The sequence below is a fragment of the Motilibacter deserti genome, from assembly GCF_011250635.1.
In the GTDB taxonomy this organism is placed as follows: domain Bacteria; phylum Actinomycetota; class Actinomycetes; order Motilibacterales; family Motilibacteraceae; genus Motilibacter_A; species Motilibacter_A deserti.
This window is the reverse complement of sequence record NZ_JAANNP010000009.1, coordinates 1-14735: the sequence shown is the minus strand read 5'-3', so window position 1 is coordinate 14735 and position 14735 is coordinate 1. Positions and strand designations below refer to the sequence as shown.

General features: G+C 74.2%; 15 protein-coding genes. 6 read left to right on the top strand and 9 right to left on the bottom strand.

Features of this window, described 5'->3' with window-relative positions; genetic code table 11:
- Nucleotides 1-33: 33 nt before the first annotated feature.
- Together G9H71_RS12830 and purE are read left to right on the top strand one after the other, a co-directional pair.
- The gene (locus tag G9H71_RS12830; protein ID WP_166282422.1) at nucleotides 34-1185 is read left to right on the top strand and encodes a 5-(carboxyamino)imidazole ribonucleotide synthase; all 1152 of its coding nucleotides are present in this window, start codon (nucleotides 34-36) and stop codon (nucleotides 1183-1185) included.
- A complete protein-coding gene (purE, locus tag G9H71_RS12825) occupies nucleotides 1182-1688 on the top strand; it encodes a 5-(carboxyamino)imidazole ribonucleotide mutase (RefSeq protein WP_166282420.1) in 507 nt (168 codons plus the stop codon). Before G9H71_RS12830 ends, purE begins: the two co-directional genes overlap by 4 nt.
- Nucleotides 1689-1694: 6 nt before the next feature.
- Here purE and G9H71_RS25100 read toward each other — a convergent pair whose 3' ends face one another.
- Complete coding sequence (locus G9H71_RS25100; RefSeq protein ID WP_166282418.1) at nucleotides 1695-2477, bottom strand: CPBP family intramembrane glutamic endopeptidase; 783 nt, start codon at nucleotides 2475-2477, stop codon at nucleotides 1695-1697.
- 152 nt (nucleotides 2478-2629) lie between these two features.
- Nucleotides 2630-4540 carry an amidase family protein gene (locus tag G9H71_RS12815; protein WP_166282416.1) on the bottom strand — a complete coding sequence of 637 codons (1911 nt, stop codon included), beginning with the start codon at nucleotides 4538-4540 and terminating at the stop codon, nucleotides 2630-2632.
- A gap of 253 nt (nucleotides 4541-4793) precedes the next feature.
- On the opposite strand from G9H71_RS12815, the gene G9H71_RS12810 reads away from it, so the two are divergent.
- Nucleotides 4794-5315: a SigE family RNA polymerase sigma factor gene (locus G9H71_RS12810; protein ID WP_166282414.1), complete on the top strand. Its 522-nt coding sequence runs from the start codon at nucleotides 4794-4796 to the stop codon at nucleotides 5313-5315.
- Entirely contained in the window at nucleotides 5312-6214 is a 903-nt protein-coding gene (locus G9H71_RS12805; RefSeq protein ID WP_166282412.1) for a hypothetical protein, read from the top strand. Before G9H71_RS12810 ends, G9H71_RS12805 begins: the two co-directional genes overlap by 4 nt.
- Before the next feature lie 147 nt (nucleotides 6215-6361).
- Here the strand turns inward: G9H71_RS12805 and G9H71_RS23125 are convergent, their stop codons facing one another.
- Both G9H71_RS23125 and G9H71_RS12795 read right to left on the bottom strand, forming a co-directional pair.
- A complete protein-coding gene (locus tag G9H71_RS23125; protein WP_231134735.1) occupies nucleotides 6362-7210 on the bottom strand; it encodes an excalibur calcium-binding domain-containing protein in 849 nt (282 codons plus the stop codon).
- A gap of 443 nt (nucleotides 7211-7653) precedes the next feature.
- Complete coding sequence (locus tag G9H71_RS12795; RefSeq protein ID WP_166282410.1) at nucleotides 7654-8124, bottom strand: hypothetical protein; 471 nt, start codon at nucleotides 8122-8124, stop codon at nucleotides 7654-7656.
- A gap of 125 nt (nucleotides 8125-8249) precedes the next feature.
- Between G9H71_RS12795 and G9H71_RS12790 the strand changes: the two genes are divergently transcribed.
- Nucleotides 8250-8882, top strand: a complete 633-nt coding sequence (locus G9H71_RS12790; protein WP_166282408.1) for a fasciclin domain-containing protein — start codon at nucleotides 8250-8252, stop codon at nucleotides 8880-8882.
- A gap of 140 nt (nucleotides 8883-9022) precedes the next feature.
- Here the strand turns inward: G9H71_RS12790 and G9H71_RS12785 are convergent, their stop codons facing one another.
- The 5 genes from G9H71_RS12785 to G9H71_RS12765 form a co-directional block, all read right to left on the bottom strand.
- Complete coding sequence (locus G9H71_RS12785) at nucleotides 9023-9442, bottom strand: CoA-binding protein (RefSeq protein WP_166282406.1); 420 nt, start codon at nucleotides 9440-9442, stop codon at nucleotides 9023-9025.
- 84 nt (nucleotides 9443-9526) lie between these two features.
- Complete coding sequence (locus tag G9H71_RS12780) at nucleotides 9527-9685, bottom strand: hypothetical protein (RefSeq protein ID WP_166282404.1); 159 nt, start codon at nucleotides 9683-9685, stop codon at nucleotides 9527-9529.
- A 98-nt stretch (nucleotides 9686-9783) separates the two neighbouring features.
- Nucleotides 9784-11106 carry a UDP-glucose dehydrogenase family protein gene (locus G9H71_RS12775; protein ID WP_166282402.1) on the bottom strand — a complete coding sequence of 441 codons (1323 nt, stop codon included), beginning with the start codon at nucleotides 11104-11106 and terminating at the stop codon, nucleotides 9784-9786.
- Between the two features lie 118 nt (nucleotides 11107-11224).
- Nucleotides 11225-12532, bottom strand: a complete 1308-nt coding sequence (locus tag G9H71_RS12770; protein WP_231134734.1) for an LCP family protein — start codon at nucleotides 12530-12532, stop codon at nucleotides 11225-11227.
- Between the two features lie 22 nt (nucleotides 12533-12554).
- Nucleotides 12555-14138: an LCP family protein gene (locus G9H71_RS12765; protein WP_166282400.1), complete on the bottom strand. Its 1584-nt coding sequence runs from the start codon at nucleotides 14136-14138 to the stop codon at nucleotides 12555-12557.
- Nucleotides 14139-14431: 293 nt separating this feature from the next.
- Between G9H71_RS12765 and G9H71_RS12760 the strand changes: the two genes are divergently transcribed.
- On the top strand, nucleotides 14432-14735 hold a 304-nt coding region (locus G9H71_RS12760), incomplete at its 3' end, for a glycosyltransferase (protein ID WP_166282398.1).

Below are 14735 nucleotides of genomic sequence, written 5' to 3'. Positions count from 1 at the left end.
GTCGAGGGTACTGGCGCAGATACGCTCCGCCCCGTGGCCTTCCCAACTGTCGGCATCGTCGGCGCCGGCCAGCTCGCCCGGATGACCGCGCCCGCCGCGGCCGCCCTCGGCGTCCGGCTGCGGCTCCTCGCCGGTTCCCCTGACGAGAGCGCGGCCCAGGTCGTCCCCGACGTGGTGCTTGGCTCGCCGGACGACCTCGACGCGCTCCGCCGGCTCGCCGACGGGTGCGACGTCATCACGTTCGAGCACGAGCACGTGCCCCCGGAGCACCTCGAGGCGCTCGTCGCCGACGGCGTGCCGGTCCGCCCCGGCCCCGCGGCCCTCGTCCACGCCCAGGACAAGGCCGTCATGCGCGAGCGGCTCACGGCGGCCGGCATCCCGTGCCCGCGGTGGCGGGTCGTCGCCTCGGCGGACGACGTCGCGGGGTTTGCGGCGGAGGCCGGCTGGCCCGTGGTGCTGAAGACGGCGCGCGGCGGCTACGACGGCCGCGGCGTGTGGGTCGTCGGGTCGACGGCCGAGGCCGTCGAGGTCCTCGAGGCCGCGGCCGCGCGGGGCGTCCGGGTGCTCGCCGAGGAGAAGGTGGCGTTCGTCCGCGAGCTCGCCGCGCAGGTCGCGCGCAGCCCGCACGGGCAGGCCGTGGCGTACCCGGTCGTCGAGACCGTGCAGCGGCAGGGAATCTGCCGGGAGGTGTTCGCCCCCGCCCCGGGCCTCGCCGAGGACGCGGCGGTCGCCGCCCAGGAGGTCGCGCTGCGCATCGCCGGGCTGCTCGACATGGTCGGGATCATGGCGGTGGAGCTCTTCGAGACCGCCGACGGCCGGGTGCTGGTCAACGAGCTGGCGATGCGGCCGCACAACTCCGGCCACTGGACGATCGAGGGCGCGGTCACCTCGCAGTTCGAGCAGCACCTGCGGGCCGTGCTCGACCTGCCGCTCGGCTCGCCCGCGGCGCTCGGCCCGCACGCGGTCATGGCCAACGTGCTCGGCGGCGACTACCCGGACATGTACCCGGCCTACCGCCACATCCTCGCCCGCGACCCGGGGGTCAAGGTGCACATGTACGGCAAGCAGGTCCGGCCCGGGCGCAAGGTCGGGCACGTCACCGTCGTCGGCGACGGGCCGCTCGACGGCCTCACCGAGCGCGCGCGGCACGCCGCGGCGTACCTCACTGGGGAGATCACCGAATGAGCGCGCTCGTCGGCGTCATCATGGGCTCGGACTCGGACTGGCGGGTCATGTCGGCCGCCTCCGAGGCGCTCGACGAGTTCGGGGTCGAGCATGAGGTCGACGTCGTGTCCGCGCACCGGATGCCGCGCGCGATGGTCGAGTACGCCGCGGCCGCCGCGGCGCGCGGGCTCAAGGTGATCATCGCCGGCGCAGGGGGAGCCGCCCACCTGCCGGGCATGGTCGCGTCCGTGACGCCGCTGCCGGTCATCGGCGTGCCCGTGCCGCTGGCCACCCTCGACGGCATGGACTCGCTGCTGTCCATCGTGCAGATGCCGGCCGGCGTGCCCGTCGCGACGGTCTCGATCGGCGGCGCCCGCAACGCCGGGCTGCTCGCGGTGCGGATCCTCGCCGCGTCCGACCCCGAGCTGCGCGACCGCATGGAGGAGTTCCAAGGCTCGCTCGAGGCGACGGCCCGCGCGAAGGGGCAGGCGCTGCGCGAGACGTGGGCGGCGCGCGGGGAGTAGCCCCCCTCAGGCGACCAGGGCGACGGCCGCCAGCGCGAGCCCGTTGTGCAGGGCGTGCACCAGGACCGCCGGCACGAGCCGGCCGGTCCGCCGCGTCAGCAGGCAGAGCACGAGCCCCAGGGCGCCGGTGTGCAGGACGACCGCGGGCGCGCCTGTGAGCGCGGTCGGGGCGTGCATGAGCCCGAAGAGCGCGCTGCTGATCAGGGCGGCCGGCCAGAACCGGAGCCGGGTCATCAGCCCGCGCAGCAGCAGCCCGCGGAAGAGCAGCTCCTCGACCACCGGCGCCACGACGACCGAGAGCACCGCGACGACGGCGAGCGCCCATACGGGCACGCCCGACAGGTCGTCCAGGTTGCTGCCGGCGGTCGCCCCGACCGCGAGCAGGGCGATCGCGAGGACGACCCGGACGGCGTACGCGGCCAGGAGCCAGAGCGCTGCCCGGGGGAGGTCCCGCCACCGCGGTCGGTCGAGCCCCGTCGCGGCCTCGACACCACCGACACCACCGGCGGCCCGGGCGGCCGCGCTGACCAGCAGCAGGCCGCCGCCGTAGAGCACCAGGACCGGCACGAGGAAGAGCGCCACGGCCGGCAGCGGCAGCAGCGCCAGCAGCTGGGCACCGGCGACCAGTCCGACCACCGGGGCCACGGCCCACGGCGAGAGGAGCCGGCCGGGGCGTGCCCGGAGGCCGGACACGGCGGCGTCCAGGGGTGGCTGCGGCCCGGGCGCCGGCTCCGCGAGGGGCGCGCCGACGGAGCCCTCCGTCGTGCCCTGCTCGGCCTCCGTCGCCACGCCGCCTCCCCTCGCCTTCCCCCTCGCCTGCCGGGAATTGTGCCAACGCTCGGGTGGGGCAGGCCGTCCCGTGCCCGGCGGCCGCCCCGCGGCCCCTCGCACAGCGCGGAGGGCCGGGGCGCGTACGCCCCGGCCCCCGTCGTCCTGCCGGGTCAGCTCAGCACGACCTCCAGCGCGGTGCTCCCGGCCGAGACGCGGATCAGCGATCCCGGCTTCACCGAAGCCAGGTACGCCTTGGGCAGGCGCACCGTCGCCTTGCCGCCGTTGGTGATGCGGTCCGTGCCGACGGTCGTCCAGCCCCCGGTCGTGGCCACGGCGACGGTCGCGGTCAGCCCGCCGAACTCCTTACCGAAGCGGAGCTCGACCTTGTCGCCGCGCAGGGCCGCGGTCGGCGAGTCGGCCCCGATCAGCTCGCCGGGGAGCCCGGGGGTCAGCGGCGACGGCGCCCGCAGCTTCGACGCCTGCTCGTAGTCGTACGCCATGCCGAGGATCTCGCCCTCGGCGTAGGGCTTGCCCATGAGGGAGATGTCCATCGGCAGCCCCTGCGGGCCAAAGCCCATCGGGACCACGATGCCGGGGAAGCCGACGGAGCTGTAGGCCGCGAAGATCGAGGGCTGCGGCCGGCTCGACGGCACGTGCGTAGGGTCGGGGATGGAGAACGCGGGATTGCTGATCGGCGCTGCGTAGCTCGTCTGGTAGGGGAAGACGAGCGCGTCGAGGTCGTTGTCCTCGAACAGCGAGAGCTTGTAGTCCGTGGCGGCCGGGAGGACGCGGTCGACGAGGTCCTTGAACGCAGGGTCGTCAGCAGTCGTCGTCAGCGAGCGCTTGAGCAGGTTGAGCACGCTCGCCTCGACCGGCAGCGGCGACTTCGCGACCTCCGTCTCGTAGATCTCGATGAACTCCTCGACGGTCTTCGGTACCTCGGGCCCGAACGTCGCGAGATAGGCCTCGAACTCCTCCTTGAAGCGGTAGTCCGCGATCGTGCGGATCGTGCTCCCGCCACGGGTGACGTAGAAGTCGAGGAACGCCGCGTCGAGCGTGATGTCGACGAGGGTGGCGCCCTGCGCCTCCATCGTGTCGAGCGCCTTCTCCGCGAGCGCGTCGATCGTCGGGTCCCCGCCGAAGAAGTCGCGCACGACGCCGAGCCGCTTGCCCTGCAGCGCGTTGTCCCGCAGGTAGCTCGTGTAGTCGATGCCGAGGTCGTGCGAGCCGCCCCCGGGATAGTCGTCGTAGACCTGGACGCTCAGCGGGTCGGCGGCGTCCTTGCCGGTCAGCGCGCCCATCATGAGGGCGGTGTCGGTCACCGTGCGCGCCATCGGGCCGGCGCTGTCGAAGGTGAGGTTCTTGGGTGCGATGCCGTCGCGGCTGATGAGGCCGGTCGTGGGGCGCAGGCCGACGATGCCGTTGTAGGCGGCGGGGCCGCGTACCGATGTGCTCGTGTCGGTGCCGACCGCGAGGACCGCGAGGTTCGCCGCGATCGCGGCCCCCGAGCCGGCGCTCGAGCCACCGGTCTGCCGCTTGAGGTTGTAGGGGTTCACGACCTGGCCGTCGATCGTGTTGTAGCTGCCGCCCGCGAACTCGCCCATCTCGGCCTTGCCGAGGATCAGCGCGCCCTGCGCCCGCAGCTTCGCCGTGATGTAGGCGTCGTCGGGCGGCACGGCGTCCTTGAGGATGACCGAGCCGTTCGTCGTCGGCATGTCGTAGGTGTCGACGTTGTCCTTGAGCAGCACCGGGATGCAGTGCAGCCGGCTGCGCGGCCCGAAGCGGTCCATCTCCTCGTCCAGGGCGGCGGCGGTCTCGAGGACGTCGGGGTTGACGGTCGCGACGGAGTTGATCCGCGGCCCGGCGTCGTCGAACGCGGCGATGCGCGCGAGGTAGAGCTCGGCGAGCTCGACGCAGCTGAGCGAGCCCTTGGCGAACGCCGAGCTGATGTCGGCGATCGTCGCCTCCTCGAGGACGAAGACGTCGAGGTCGGCGGCCGGGGCGGCGGAGGCGGGTACGGCGACGGTGAGGAGCGCGGCGGCTCCGAGCAGCGCGGCGCGGCGGCGGGCGGTCCTGTTCATGCGGCCCTTCCTGGCGGGGGTGGGGGAGCACCCGGAGGCCGGCGGCGCGCCGTCGGGTGCCGCGACCGACTCCAGTCGAGCGGCGTCTCGCCGGGGTTCGAGCGGCGTTAAGTCCCGGTTGCGGAGGGCGGGCGCCGGTTACGCCAGTTCGTCGCTCAGACGAGAAAGCCGCGCTTCCGGGCGCGCTCGGCGTGGAAACATCGGCGCCCTCCACCCGCTCTAGGGAGGGAGTGAGGGCACGAACGGGGGCGCAGTGAGCTTCGACGAGTACGTGGCGGCGCGCGGGCTCGCGCTGTCACGGTTCGCGTACGTCCTGACCGGCGACCGGCACCAGGCCGAGGACCTGCTCCAGGCCGCGCTGCTGAAGACCTACCGCAACTGGGACAAGGTCCGGCGGGCCGACCACCCGGACGCGTACGTCCGGCGCATCCTGGTCACCACGCACACCTCGTGGGCGCGGCGGCTCTGGCACCGCGAGCACAGCGTGGCCGAGCTCCCCGAGGCGGCCACGGGTGGGCGCCTCGACGACCCCGCCGACCGGGTCGCGGAGCGCGACGCGCTGCGTCGCGGGCTCGCCGGCTTGCCGCCCCGTCAGCGGGCCGTGCTCGTGCTGCGCCACCTCGAGGGCTACGACGACGCCGCCATCGCCGACGTCCTCGGCTGCAGCGTCTCGGCCGTCCGCAGCTACGCCAGCAAGGGCGCCACGCGGCTCCGGGACGTCCTCGCGCCACCGTCGTCCGACCCCGCCCCGACAACGCTCGGAGGTGCCCGATGACACCCGACCTCGACTTCTGCCGTGATGAGGAGTGGCTGGCGCTCGCGGTCCAGGGCCTCGCCGCCGACCTCGACGCCAGCCTCACGTCCGGCCCGCACGTACGCGCCCGGGCCCGGCGGCGTACCCGGCAGACCGCTGCGGTGGTGGCCGTCACGGCCGCCGTCGCCGCCGTCGCGGTGCTGCCCACGGTGGTGGGCGGCAGCGGCGGTCCGGCGGTCGAGCCCGGCGGCCCGCCGAGCGCGGCGCCGCTGCGCACGCCCGGCCCCGGCGAGGCGCCGCAGGCCTTCTGCGACCTGGAGCCGGTGCCGGCCTGGTGCACGCCCGGCGTCGACCCGGCCAGCGGGCCGCTGCTCCGGGCGACGAGCTTCTGGGACGGAGTCTGGGGAGACCGGCCGGTGGTCCCCACCGCCGTGCCAGCGACGTTCGGCAACCTGCTCGTGCGGCCGCAGGACCAGCTCGAGGCCTGGACGACGAGCGTCGTGGGCGGGGCGCGCACCACCTCCGTCGGCTGGGTCGTGGCCCAGACGGTGGTGCGGTTCCGCAGCGGCACCGTCGACGCCGCCTGGGACAAGGCCGTGCTGGGCCTGCGGGCCGAGGCCGGCGCGACCGACCGCGGCATCGTGCTGCCGGTCGGCGAGTCCGCGCTGTGGGTCTGGTCGCCGACCATCGCGCCGGGCGGGCAGTGGCTCGGGGTCGTCCGCCACGGCGACCTGCTCGCCCACGTCGAGATCACCGACGACCCCGCCGGCCCGGGCGCCGCCCGGCTGCGCTGGTCCCCCGAGACACTCGAGGAGCTGGCCGACGCGGTCCGGGCGCGCCTGGACGGGCGGCCGGGGGAGGCGCGGGTGCGCGGCGAGCTCGAGGTGGTCGCGAGCCCGGGGGCGGGGACGTCGTCCTAGCGGCGCCTCCGGTCAGCCGGTGCGGCCCCCTCTCCGCTCGTGCCGCTTGCTGTCGCCCCGCGCCGATAGGGAGCAGCACTCCCCGGTGGGAGGCGAGGGGCGTGCAGTCAAGGCGTTGGGTGCCCTGGCCCACGTCGGGTGAATCGGTCAGGACTCGCACCCGACGCCGTCGTCGTCCCTGTCGAGGTGGCTGCCGTAGCCGGGGTCGCCGCGATGGACGGGAGCGGCCCCGGCCGCCCTGGCGTCGTCGCAGTTGTCGAAGTACGCGCTGCCCGAGTCGGGCTCGGGCTCGACGATGACCGCAGGCGGCGGCTCCGGCTCGTTGACGGTGATCGCGGTGACGTCGGAGGTGGCGCGCCGAGTGCTTTGCGTTCCCGATGCAACGACGCGATAGCGCGCAGTGCGCTCGGCTGTGACCTCGAACGCCGCTCGGCCGCGGGCGCCCGTGCTCGCGCGCCCGACGGACTGCCACGAGACGCCCCGTCGTACCTGCAGCACCACCGGAACGCCGGCCGTGCGCGGTGACGTCGAGACGCTGAGCTCGACGCGCCGCCCGCTCGTCACCGTCGTCGCGCTCGCGCTCACCGCCAGGTCGACGGTGGTCGGGGCCGGCTCCGCAGTCGGCGTCGCGCTCGGAGTCGATGAAGCGGTCGGTGTCGCGGTCACCGTCACCGTGACGGTCGGGGTGGGGACGGCACTGGGCGTCGGTGATGGTGTCGCCGCGCTTGCCAGGGCCTCCTGACCGACACCTTCAATCGACTCCTCGGCGGGCAGGACGGCTCCCCCGACCGCGACCGTCAGGAACCCCAGGACGAGCACTCCAGCGGCGCCCCGCCGGCTCGCCATTCCGAGCCCGCGCGAGCTGCCGCGCGCCAGAGCCCAGAGTGCGGCGACGAAGAGGCCGAGACCGGCGAGACCGAGGACGAAGCCCGTGATCGAGCGGCCGTGCGGAAGGATCAGCAATCCGATCACGAGGACGACGAACGATCCGATCAACGAGGCGCGCAGCTCTCTTGGAGAATGCTTGCCTCGGTCGAGCCAGAAGCCCAACCCGGCGAGCAGCCCCGTGGCCGCAAGAAGACCGCCGACAACGTATCGGAGAAGATCGAGCATTCTGCTACCCCCGCACGAGAAGTCCGAGTCGCGACGACGCGAGGAGACGCGGGGGATAGTCCGCCTCGAGCCTGCGAGCAGGCCCTGCACAGCGGGCCAAGCACGCTCTGATGGCTCGAGGCACTCCCGGTGCAGAGATTGGCGAGCCCAAGGCGCGCCGATGATCCCCCGAATGCTGCTTCGTCGTGCTGTCGCAGCCTAGGACGCCGTTGCGGTCGGAGGGGTGGCTTTCGCGAAGAATCACCTGTCCACTCAAAATTGAAGAGTCGAACGGGCATCATTTTGGTTGGTGGAGCAGACGTGGGAGTGCGGCTTGCTTCGTCCCGCTAGGGCGCTGGGTGCAGCGTCATCACCCAGTTGAGCACCCACGTCGCGCCGCCGTCCCATGAGAACGACTGGCGCCACGTCGGGCAGCCCGGCCCCGCGTGCCACTCGAAGGAGACCCTGACCGGCCGGCCGCGAAGAGTGTCATCGCCGGTGAAGACGCCGTGCCCGTCGGTGAAGCGCCCCACCACCGGTGGGTCGAGCCGCCCGGGCGCGCGGGTCGAGCTCCACCAGATGCTCCAGGTGCCGGCCGCGGGGTCGAACAGCCGCAGCGTGAGGCCCTCGAACGGCTCGCCGTCGGGCGGGTCGGGGACGTGCATCCGGTCGACGTTGCCGATGCCGTGCAGCACCGGGACGGCCTCGCTGGTGGCCGCGAACTCCACCCACTCGGTGCAGTCGGGGTCGGTGTTGTCGCGCAGCTTGCGGTTGTGCACCTGCCACCGGCCGAGCAGGAAGTCGAAGTCGGCGCTCATGGCGTGACTGTGGCACGCCCCGGTGACAGTGCCCCGGTTTCGAGATGCCGTGACGCGTTCCGGGTCGTAGGTTGTTCAAGAGCGCTCACTCCAGGTACGCCCCTCGACGCTGAAGGACGAATCCCATGAGCAGAACCCGCTCCGCCTCGCGCCTGCTCGCGGCCGCACCTCTGGTGGCCGCCCTGCTCGCGCCGACCGTGCTCGCCGCTCCCGCCGCCCAGGCCGCGACCGGCACCAAGCCCCTCTCGGCGGTCCTGACCTCCGACGGGAACACGTTCGACAAGAACGCCGCGGACTTCGACGTCCTCACCGAGGCCGTCCTCGCGGTCCTGAAGGCGAAGCCGAACTCCCCGGTCAAGGCGCTGACCCAGGGCGCGACCGCGCTGACCGCGTTCGCCCCCAACGACCGCGCCTTCCGCTCCCTCGTCACCGACCTCACCGGCAAGCGCGTCGCCGACGAGCGCAAGGTGTTCGCCGCCGTCGCCGGGCTCGGCATCGGCACCGTGGAGACCGTCCTGCTCTACCACGTCGTGCCCGGCGCGACGATCGGCTCGGCCAGGGCGCTCAAGTCCGACGACGTGTCGCTGCGTTCGGCGCAGGGCGGCGCGATCATCGTCGACGTGGTGGACAACGGCATCACGCTGCGGGACCAGGACCCGGACGACACCAACGCGCGGGTGGTCGCCGTCGACGTCAACAAGGGCAACCGGCAGGTCGCCCACGTCGTCGACCGCGTGCTGCGGCCCGCGGACCTCTGACCGGACGCGCGGCCGGCCGTCCTCCCGCGGCCGGCCGCGCGGCCCACGGTCCGGGGGCGCCCAGCAGCCGGAGCGCTCCACGGCCCGAGGCGCCCAGCTTCGCGGGAGCGCCCCTCTCGGCCCGGCGGCGGCGCGGGGACTCAGGCCTGCGCCGGCCCCAGCAGCGGCCAGTCGATCTTCGGGCAGCGGTCCATGACCATGGCTACGCCCACGGCGCGGGTCCGGTCGTACGCCGCCTCGTCCACGACACCGAGCTGCAGCCAGACCGCCTTGGCGCCGATGCGTACGGCGTCGTCCACGACCTCACCGGCCTTGTCACTGCGCACGAAGACGTCCACGACGTCGACGGGGAACGGGATGTCGGCCAGCGTCTGGTAGCCCTGCTCTCCGTGGACCGTCGCCGCGCGCGGGTGGACCGGGACGATGCGCTTGCCCTGCTGCTGCAGGAAGCGAGCGACGCCGTACACGGCTCGCGAGGTGTCGTTGGACAGCCCCACGACCGCCCAGGTCGTGGAGTCGCGCAGGATGCGCAGAGCGGTGTCGTCGTCGCCGTAGGGCATGGCGCCAGGCTAGGCGCCGGCCCGGGCGCACCGGTGGCCGGGAGCGGCGAGCGGCGGCCGGGTGCGCCCCGTGCCGCGCAGCGGTCAGCTCGTGGAGAAGAGGACGACCGAGGACGCGATCAGCGCCGTGGAGGCGAACAGGGAGAGGGCGCCCCAACGGCGCAGTGCGCGCTTGGGACGCGAGGACAGCACGGCGCCCACGAGCGCGAGAGCCATCCCGCTGAAAACGAATGCGCTGTCCACGGTCTTCTCATCGGGTGGTGCGGGGGCAACCTGAGCCGAAGCCCGGGGCCGTGGCGGCTCCCGGGCTTCGGCCAGGGCGAAGGCTGTCGAGCGTGGCGTCAGGGACGGCCGAGGGCGCGGTAGTGCCACCCCGCCGCGCGCCACGCCGTGACGTCGAGGGCGTTGCGGCCGTCGACGATGTTGCGCTGCTCGACGATGGCCCCGAGCTCGACCGGGTCCAACTCGCGGAACTCGCGCCACTCGGTGAGGTGCAGGACGACGTCCGCGCCGCGCGCAGCCTCCACGACCGAGTCGACGTAGCGCAGCGTCGGGAAGACGCGGCGGGCGTTCGCGTTGGCCTTCGGGTCGTAGACCGCGACCTGTGCGCCCTGCAGCTGCAGGGACGCCGCCACGTTGAGTGCGGGGGAGTCGCGCACGTCGTCGCTGTCGGGCTTGAACGCGGCGCCGAGCACCGCGACGCAGGCGCCGAGGAACGACCCGCCGACCAGCTCGCGGGCGAGGTCGACCGTGCGCTGGCGGCGGCGCATGTTGATCGCGTCGACCTCCTTGAGGAAGGTCAGCGTCTCGCCCGCGCCCAGCTCGCCGGCGCGGGCCATGAACGCGCGGATGTCCTTGGGCAGGCAGCCGCCGCCGAAGCCGAGGCCGGCGTTGAGGAACCGGCGCCCGATGCGGGCGTCGTAGCCGATCGCGTCGGCCAGCGTCGTCACGTCACCGCCGGCGGCCTCGCAGATCTCGGCCATCGCGTTGATGAACGAGATCTTCGTCGCGAGGAAGGAGTTCGCCGCGACCTTCACCAGCTGGGCGGTCGCGAAGTCGGTGACGACCACGGGCGTGCCCTCGGCGATCGGCGTCGCGTAGACGTCGCGCAGCACCTGCTCGGCGCGCTCGCTGCGGACGCCGAACACCAGGCGGTCCGGGTGCAGCGTGTCCTCGACGGCGAAGCCCTCGCGCAGGAACTCCGGGTTCCACGCCAGCTCGGCGGCGGCGCCGACGGGGGCCAGCTCGGTGATGCGCTCGGCGAGCCGCTCCGCGGTGCCCACCGGCACCGTCGACTTGCCGACCACCAGGCACGGCCGGGTGAGGTACGGCGCGAGCCCGTCCACGACCGCGTCGACGTAGCGCATGTCGGCCGCGTACTCGCCCGGCTTCTGCGGGGTGCCGACCGCGACGAAGTGGACGTCGCCGAACTCGGCGACCTCGGCGTACGACGTGGTGAAGCGCAGCCGCCCCGCAGCGATCTGCTCCTGCAGGATCTCGTCGAGCCCCGGCTCGTAGAACGGCACCGTCCCGGCGGAGAGGGCCTCGACCTTGTCCTTGTCGACGTCCATCCCGAGGACCTCGAAGCCGAGGGCTGCCATGCAGACCGCGTGGGTCGCGCCGAGGTAGCCGGTGCCGAGCACCGTGATGCGGGGTGCGCTCATGGCATAGGAGGCTAAGGCACCGACGGCGTGCCAGGGGCGGATCTCCAGCGGGTGCGCGCCGCCCCTCATCCGCGTGGAGCAGGTGATGTGACGGGCTCGTCACGGTGAGTGCCGGGTGTCAGCCGCCGCTCGGCCGCCGCCCGGCCCGCAAGTCCTCGAAGAGCCCGGCAGCCGCGCGCTCGTCCCAGCGGACGGTCGAGCCGGCGGCCGTGCGGTAGTTCGTGTCCGCCACCGGCACCGTCGTGACGACCCCGTCGCCGCTGCTGACCGAGCGCATGGCCCGCACGAGCCGGGTCAGGCCGAGCGGGCCCGCGCCGTCGGTGGCCAGCGCCCCCGTGCCGGCCGCCGAGAGCCGCCACTGCCGCACCGGGTTGAGCAGGACGCCCTTCGACGTCAGCTTGGAGATCAGGGCGGCGAGGTACTGCTGCTGGCGCTCGATCCGGCCGAGGTCGCCTTTGGGGTCGCTGTAGCGGGCGCGGACGTAGGCCAGCGCGGTCGCGCCGTCCAGCTCCTGGCACCCGGCCTTCACGTCCAGGCCGGCCTTCTCGTCCTTCATCGCCCGCCGCACGCAGACGTCGACCCCGCCCACCGCGTCGGTGATGTCCACCACGCCGCCGAAGCCGACCTCGACGTAGGAGTCGATGCGCAGCCCGGTCGCCTGCTCGACAGTGCGCACGAGCCGTGGCGCCCCGCCCGAGGCGTACGCGCTGTTGAGCTTGTTCCTGCCCCCACCCGCGATCTCGACGTAGGAGTCCCGCGGCAGGCTCACCAGCGTCGGCGGGCCGCTGCGCGGCGCGTGCAGCAGGATGATCGTGTCGGTGCGTTGGCCCTCCGCCGACCCGGTGTGCAGCTCGGCCCGCTCGGCCCGGGTGAGGCCGCTGCGGGTGTCCGAGCCGACGAGGAGCCACGTCGTGCCCCCACTGTCGGCGGGGCGTCCCGCGTAGTCGCCCAGCGCATCCGTGCCCTGCAGCCGGCTCAGTGTGAACACGGTCAGCCCGACGACGTGCGCCACGAGCAGCAGCACGACGAGCAGCACCAGCCGGCGGGCGCGCCGGAACGTACGGAACGGGAAGAGCAGCAGGCGCAGCGGCCGGAAGCGCGGCCGGGGCAGGGGCAGCGCGCTGGAGCCCCGGCGTGGCTCGGGCGGCTCGCCGCCGTAGCCCCGCTCGCCGCCGCCGGGGGCGCGCGTGCCGGGTGTGGAAGGGGCCCCCGGGGTCGAGGCGTAGGGCGACGCCGGCCGCGAGCCGCCGCCTGCGTACGCGCCGGCGGCCTCGTCCGGCCGTGCGGGCCGCGGGCGGCCGCGCCGTGGGTCCAGCTCGGGCGGGAGGTCGCGCCGCCGCGGGTCGAGCTCCGGCGGCAGGCCGCGGCCGCTCCCGGCCGGGCGCTCCTCCTCCGGGCGGTCCCACCCCTCCGGCCACTGCGTCATCGCCGCGCCCCCGCGACCGGGGTCAGGTGCACGAGGCGTCCGCGGCGGTGGACGTCTTGGCGGCGACCGCTGGCGTGGGCGAGGCGGCGGGCTTCGGGGCCGCCGCGACGGCCACGACCGGCTTGACGGCCTTGGTGTAGCCCGAGCCGACGACGACCTGCAGCGTCGCGCCGAGCCCGTCGACGGCCTCGGCCCGGGCGCCCGGCAGCGCGGCCTGGACGGTCTTGATCGACTCGGTGTAGCGGCTGTCGTAGCGGATGACGGTCTCGGTCGCGCCGCTCGAGTCGGCGTTGCCCGTGCCCGTCACCGCGAAGCCGACGCCGCGCAGGTCGGTCGCGGCGCGCCCGGCGAGGCCGGTCACCCCGGCGCCGTTGAGCACCTGCAGCCGGACCTGCGACGGAGGCACCTTCACGCCGGCCGGGGCCATCGCCGACGCGGACGCGGCCGGTGTCGGGCTCGTCAGCGGCAGGTCGTCGCGGATCTTGGTGAAGAGCGCGTCCGCCTGCTCCTCGTCCCACACGACCGTCGCCGCCAGCGGCCCCGGCGGGTTGAAGTTGTCGTCGGCGATCGGGATGGTCGCGAACGTCAGCGCCGACGGCGAGAGGCCGCCGAGCTTGCGGGCCAGCCCGAGCATGTCGCTGCGCCCCAGCCCCTCGTCGACCGTCACGGAGCTGAGCAGGGCGTTCACGAGCTTCGTGAGCTTGACCGGGTTGGTGAGCGTCCCCGCACTGGTCGCCTTGCGGACGATGGCGCCGAGGAACTTCTGCTGACGCTCGATGCGCCCGAAGTCGCTGTCGAGGTAGCGGGCGCGGACGTACTTCAGCCCCATCTCGCCGTCCAGCTCGGACGTGCCGCTCGGGATGTCCAGCCCGCTCTTGTCGTCCTTGAGCGCGCGCGGGGTACAGATCTCGACCCCGCCGACGGCGTTGACCATCTTCTCGAAGCCGAGGAAGTCGATCTCGATGTAGTGGTCGATGTGGATCCCGGTCGCCTGCGCGATCGTCGCGATCGTGAGCCCCGGCCCGCCGGCGGCGTACGCGGTGTTGATCTTGTTCTTCTGCGCCGGGACCTGCTTGCCGTTGTAGGTGTGCGCCGGGATCGTGACGTAGGAGTCGCGCGGGAAGCTGACGAGCGTCGCCTTCTCCTGGTCCTCGGACACGTGCAGCAGCATCATCGTGTCCGCGCGCCGCCCGGCCGCGCTGTCGACCGAGCCGACGTGCAGCCGGGCGCGGTCCTTGCGGCTCATGTCCTCGCGGCTGTCGGAGCCCACGAGCAGGATGTTCTGCGCGCGGTCGGTGGTACGCGCCGGCTGGTCGCCGCTGGCGAGGTCGCCGAAGACCGAGATCCGGTCGATGCGGCTGTCCGCGGCCCAGCCCACGACGCTGACGCCGAGCACGCCGACCGCGGCCGCGGCGGCGGCCCAGCGCACGGCCTTGCCGGCCTTGCCTGCGCGGCCGGTCCCGCTCTCGCGGCCGGCCGGCCGGGGAGCCGGGGGAGGGGTGCGCCGCGTCGCCCGCGGGTCCAGGTGCGGTGGCAGCCCCGGCGCGGCCCGCGGCCTGCGGTCCGGGCCGCGGCGGACGGGCGGGGCCGTCGACCGTCGGCTCACCCGGCTGCCGAGGAGCTTCGGGGCCGGGAGTCGAGGTCATGCAGTGTCCTTCCGCATCCGTGCGCGCGCTCGCGGTCGAGCGGCCGGTCAGGGGCGCGCCTGCAGGAGACGCGCGACCCGGGCGTGGCGTTCCGTACGGTCCGTCCGCAAGGCCCGGCGCCCGCACGGCGGGCGCAGCCTCGGCCAGGGTAGGAGGGCGATGGTGCCCGCCCCGTCAGCCACGCCGGGCAGCCGCGCGCTGAGGTGGTGGCGCGGGCCGTTCGGCAGGGCCCTGCCAGTAGCGTTGACGGGCGATGCCTACTCCGCCCGCTGACCCGTCCCCGCCACCGGCCGAGGCCGCTGAGGCCGTCGAGGCCATCGGCGCCTCCGCCGCCACCGGGCCGGTCGCGCCCGCCGCGCGGGCCTGGCCGCCGGTCTCGGTGATCATGCCGGTGCTCAACGAGGAGCGGCACCTGCGGACCGCCGTCCGCCACGTGCTCGAGCAGGGCTACCCGGGCGAGCTCGAGCTCGTCCTCGCGCTCGGGCCGTCGCGGGACCGGACCGACGCCATCGCCGAGGCACTCGCGGCGGCCGACCCCCGCGTACGCACCGTCCGGA

Coding starts and splice junctions, on each gene's coding strand:
- purE (WP_166282420.1), top strand. CDS start 1,182: ATGAGCGCGCTCGTCGGCGTCATCATGGGCTCGGACTCGGACTGGCGG.
- G9H71_RS12815 (WP_166282416.1), bottom strand. CDS start 4,540: ATGAACAGGACCGCCCGCCGCCGCGCCGCGCTGCTCGGAGCCGCCGCG.
- G9H71_RS12805 (WP_166282412.1), top strand. CDS start 5,312: ATGACACCCGACCTCGACTTCTGCCGTGATGAGGAGTGGCTGGCGCTC.
- G9H71_RS12795 (WP_166282410.1), bottom strand. CDS start 8,124: ATGAGCGCCGACTTCGACTTCCTGCTCGGCCGGTGGCAGGTGCACAAC.
- G9H71_RS12790 (WP_166282408.1), top strand. CDS start 8,250: ATGAGCAGAACCCGCTCCGCCTCGCGCCTGCTCGCGGCCGCACCTCTG.
- G9H71_RS12785 (WP_166282406.1), bottom strand. CDS start 9,442: ATGCCCTACGGCGACGACGACACCGCTCTGCGCATCCTGCGCGACTCC.
- G9H71_RS12775 (WP_166282402.1), bottom strand. CDS start 11,106: ATGAGCGCACCCCGCATCACGGTGCTCGGCACCGGCTACCTCGGCGCG.
- G9H71_RS12770 (WP_231134734.1), bottom strand. CDS start 12,532: ATGACGCAGTGGCCGGAGGGGTGGGACCGCCCGGAGGAGGAGCGCCCG.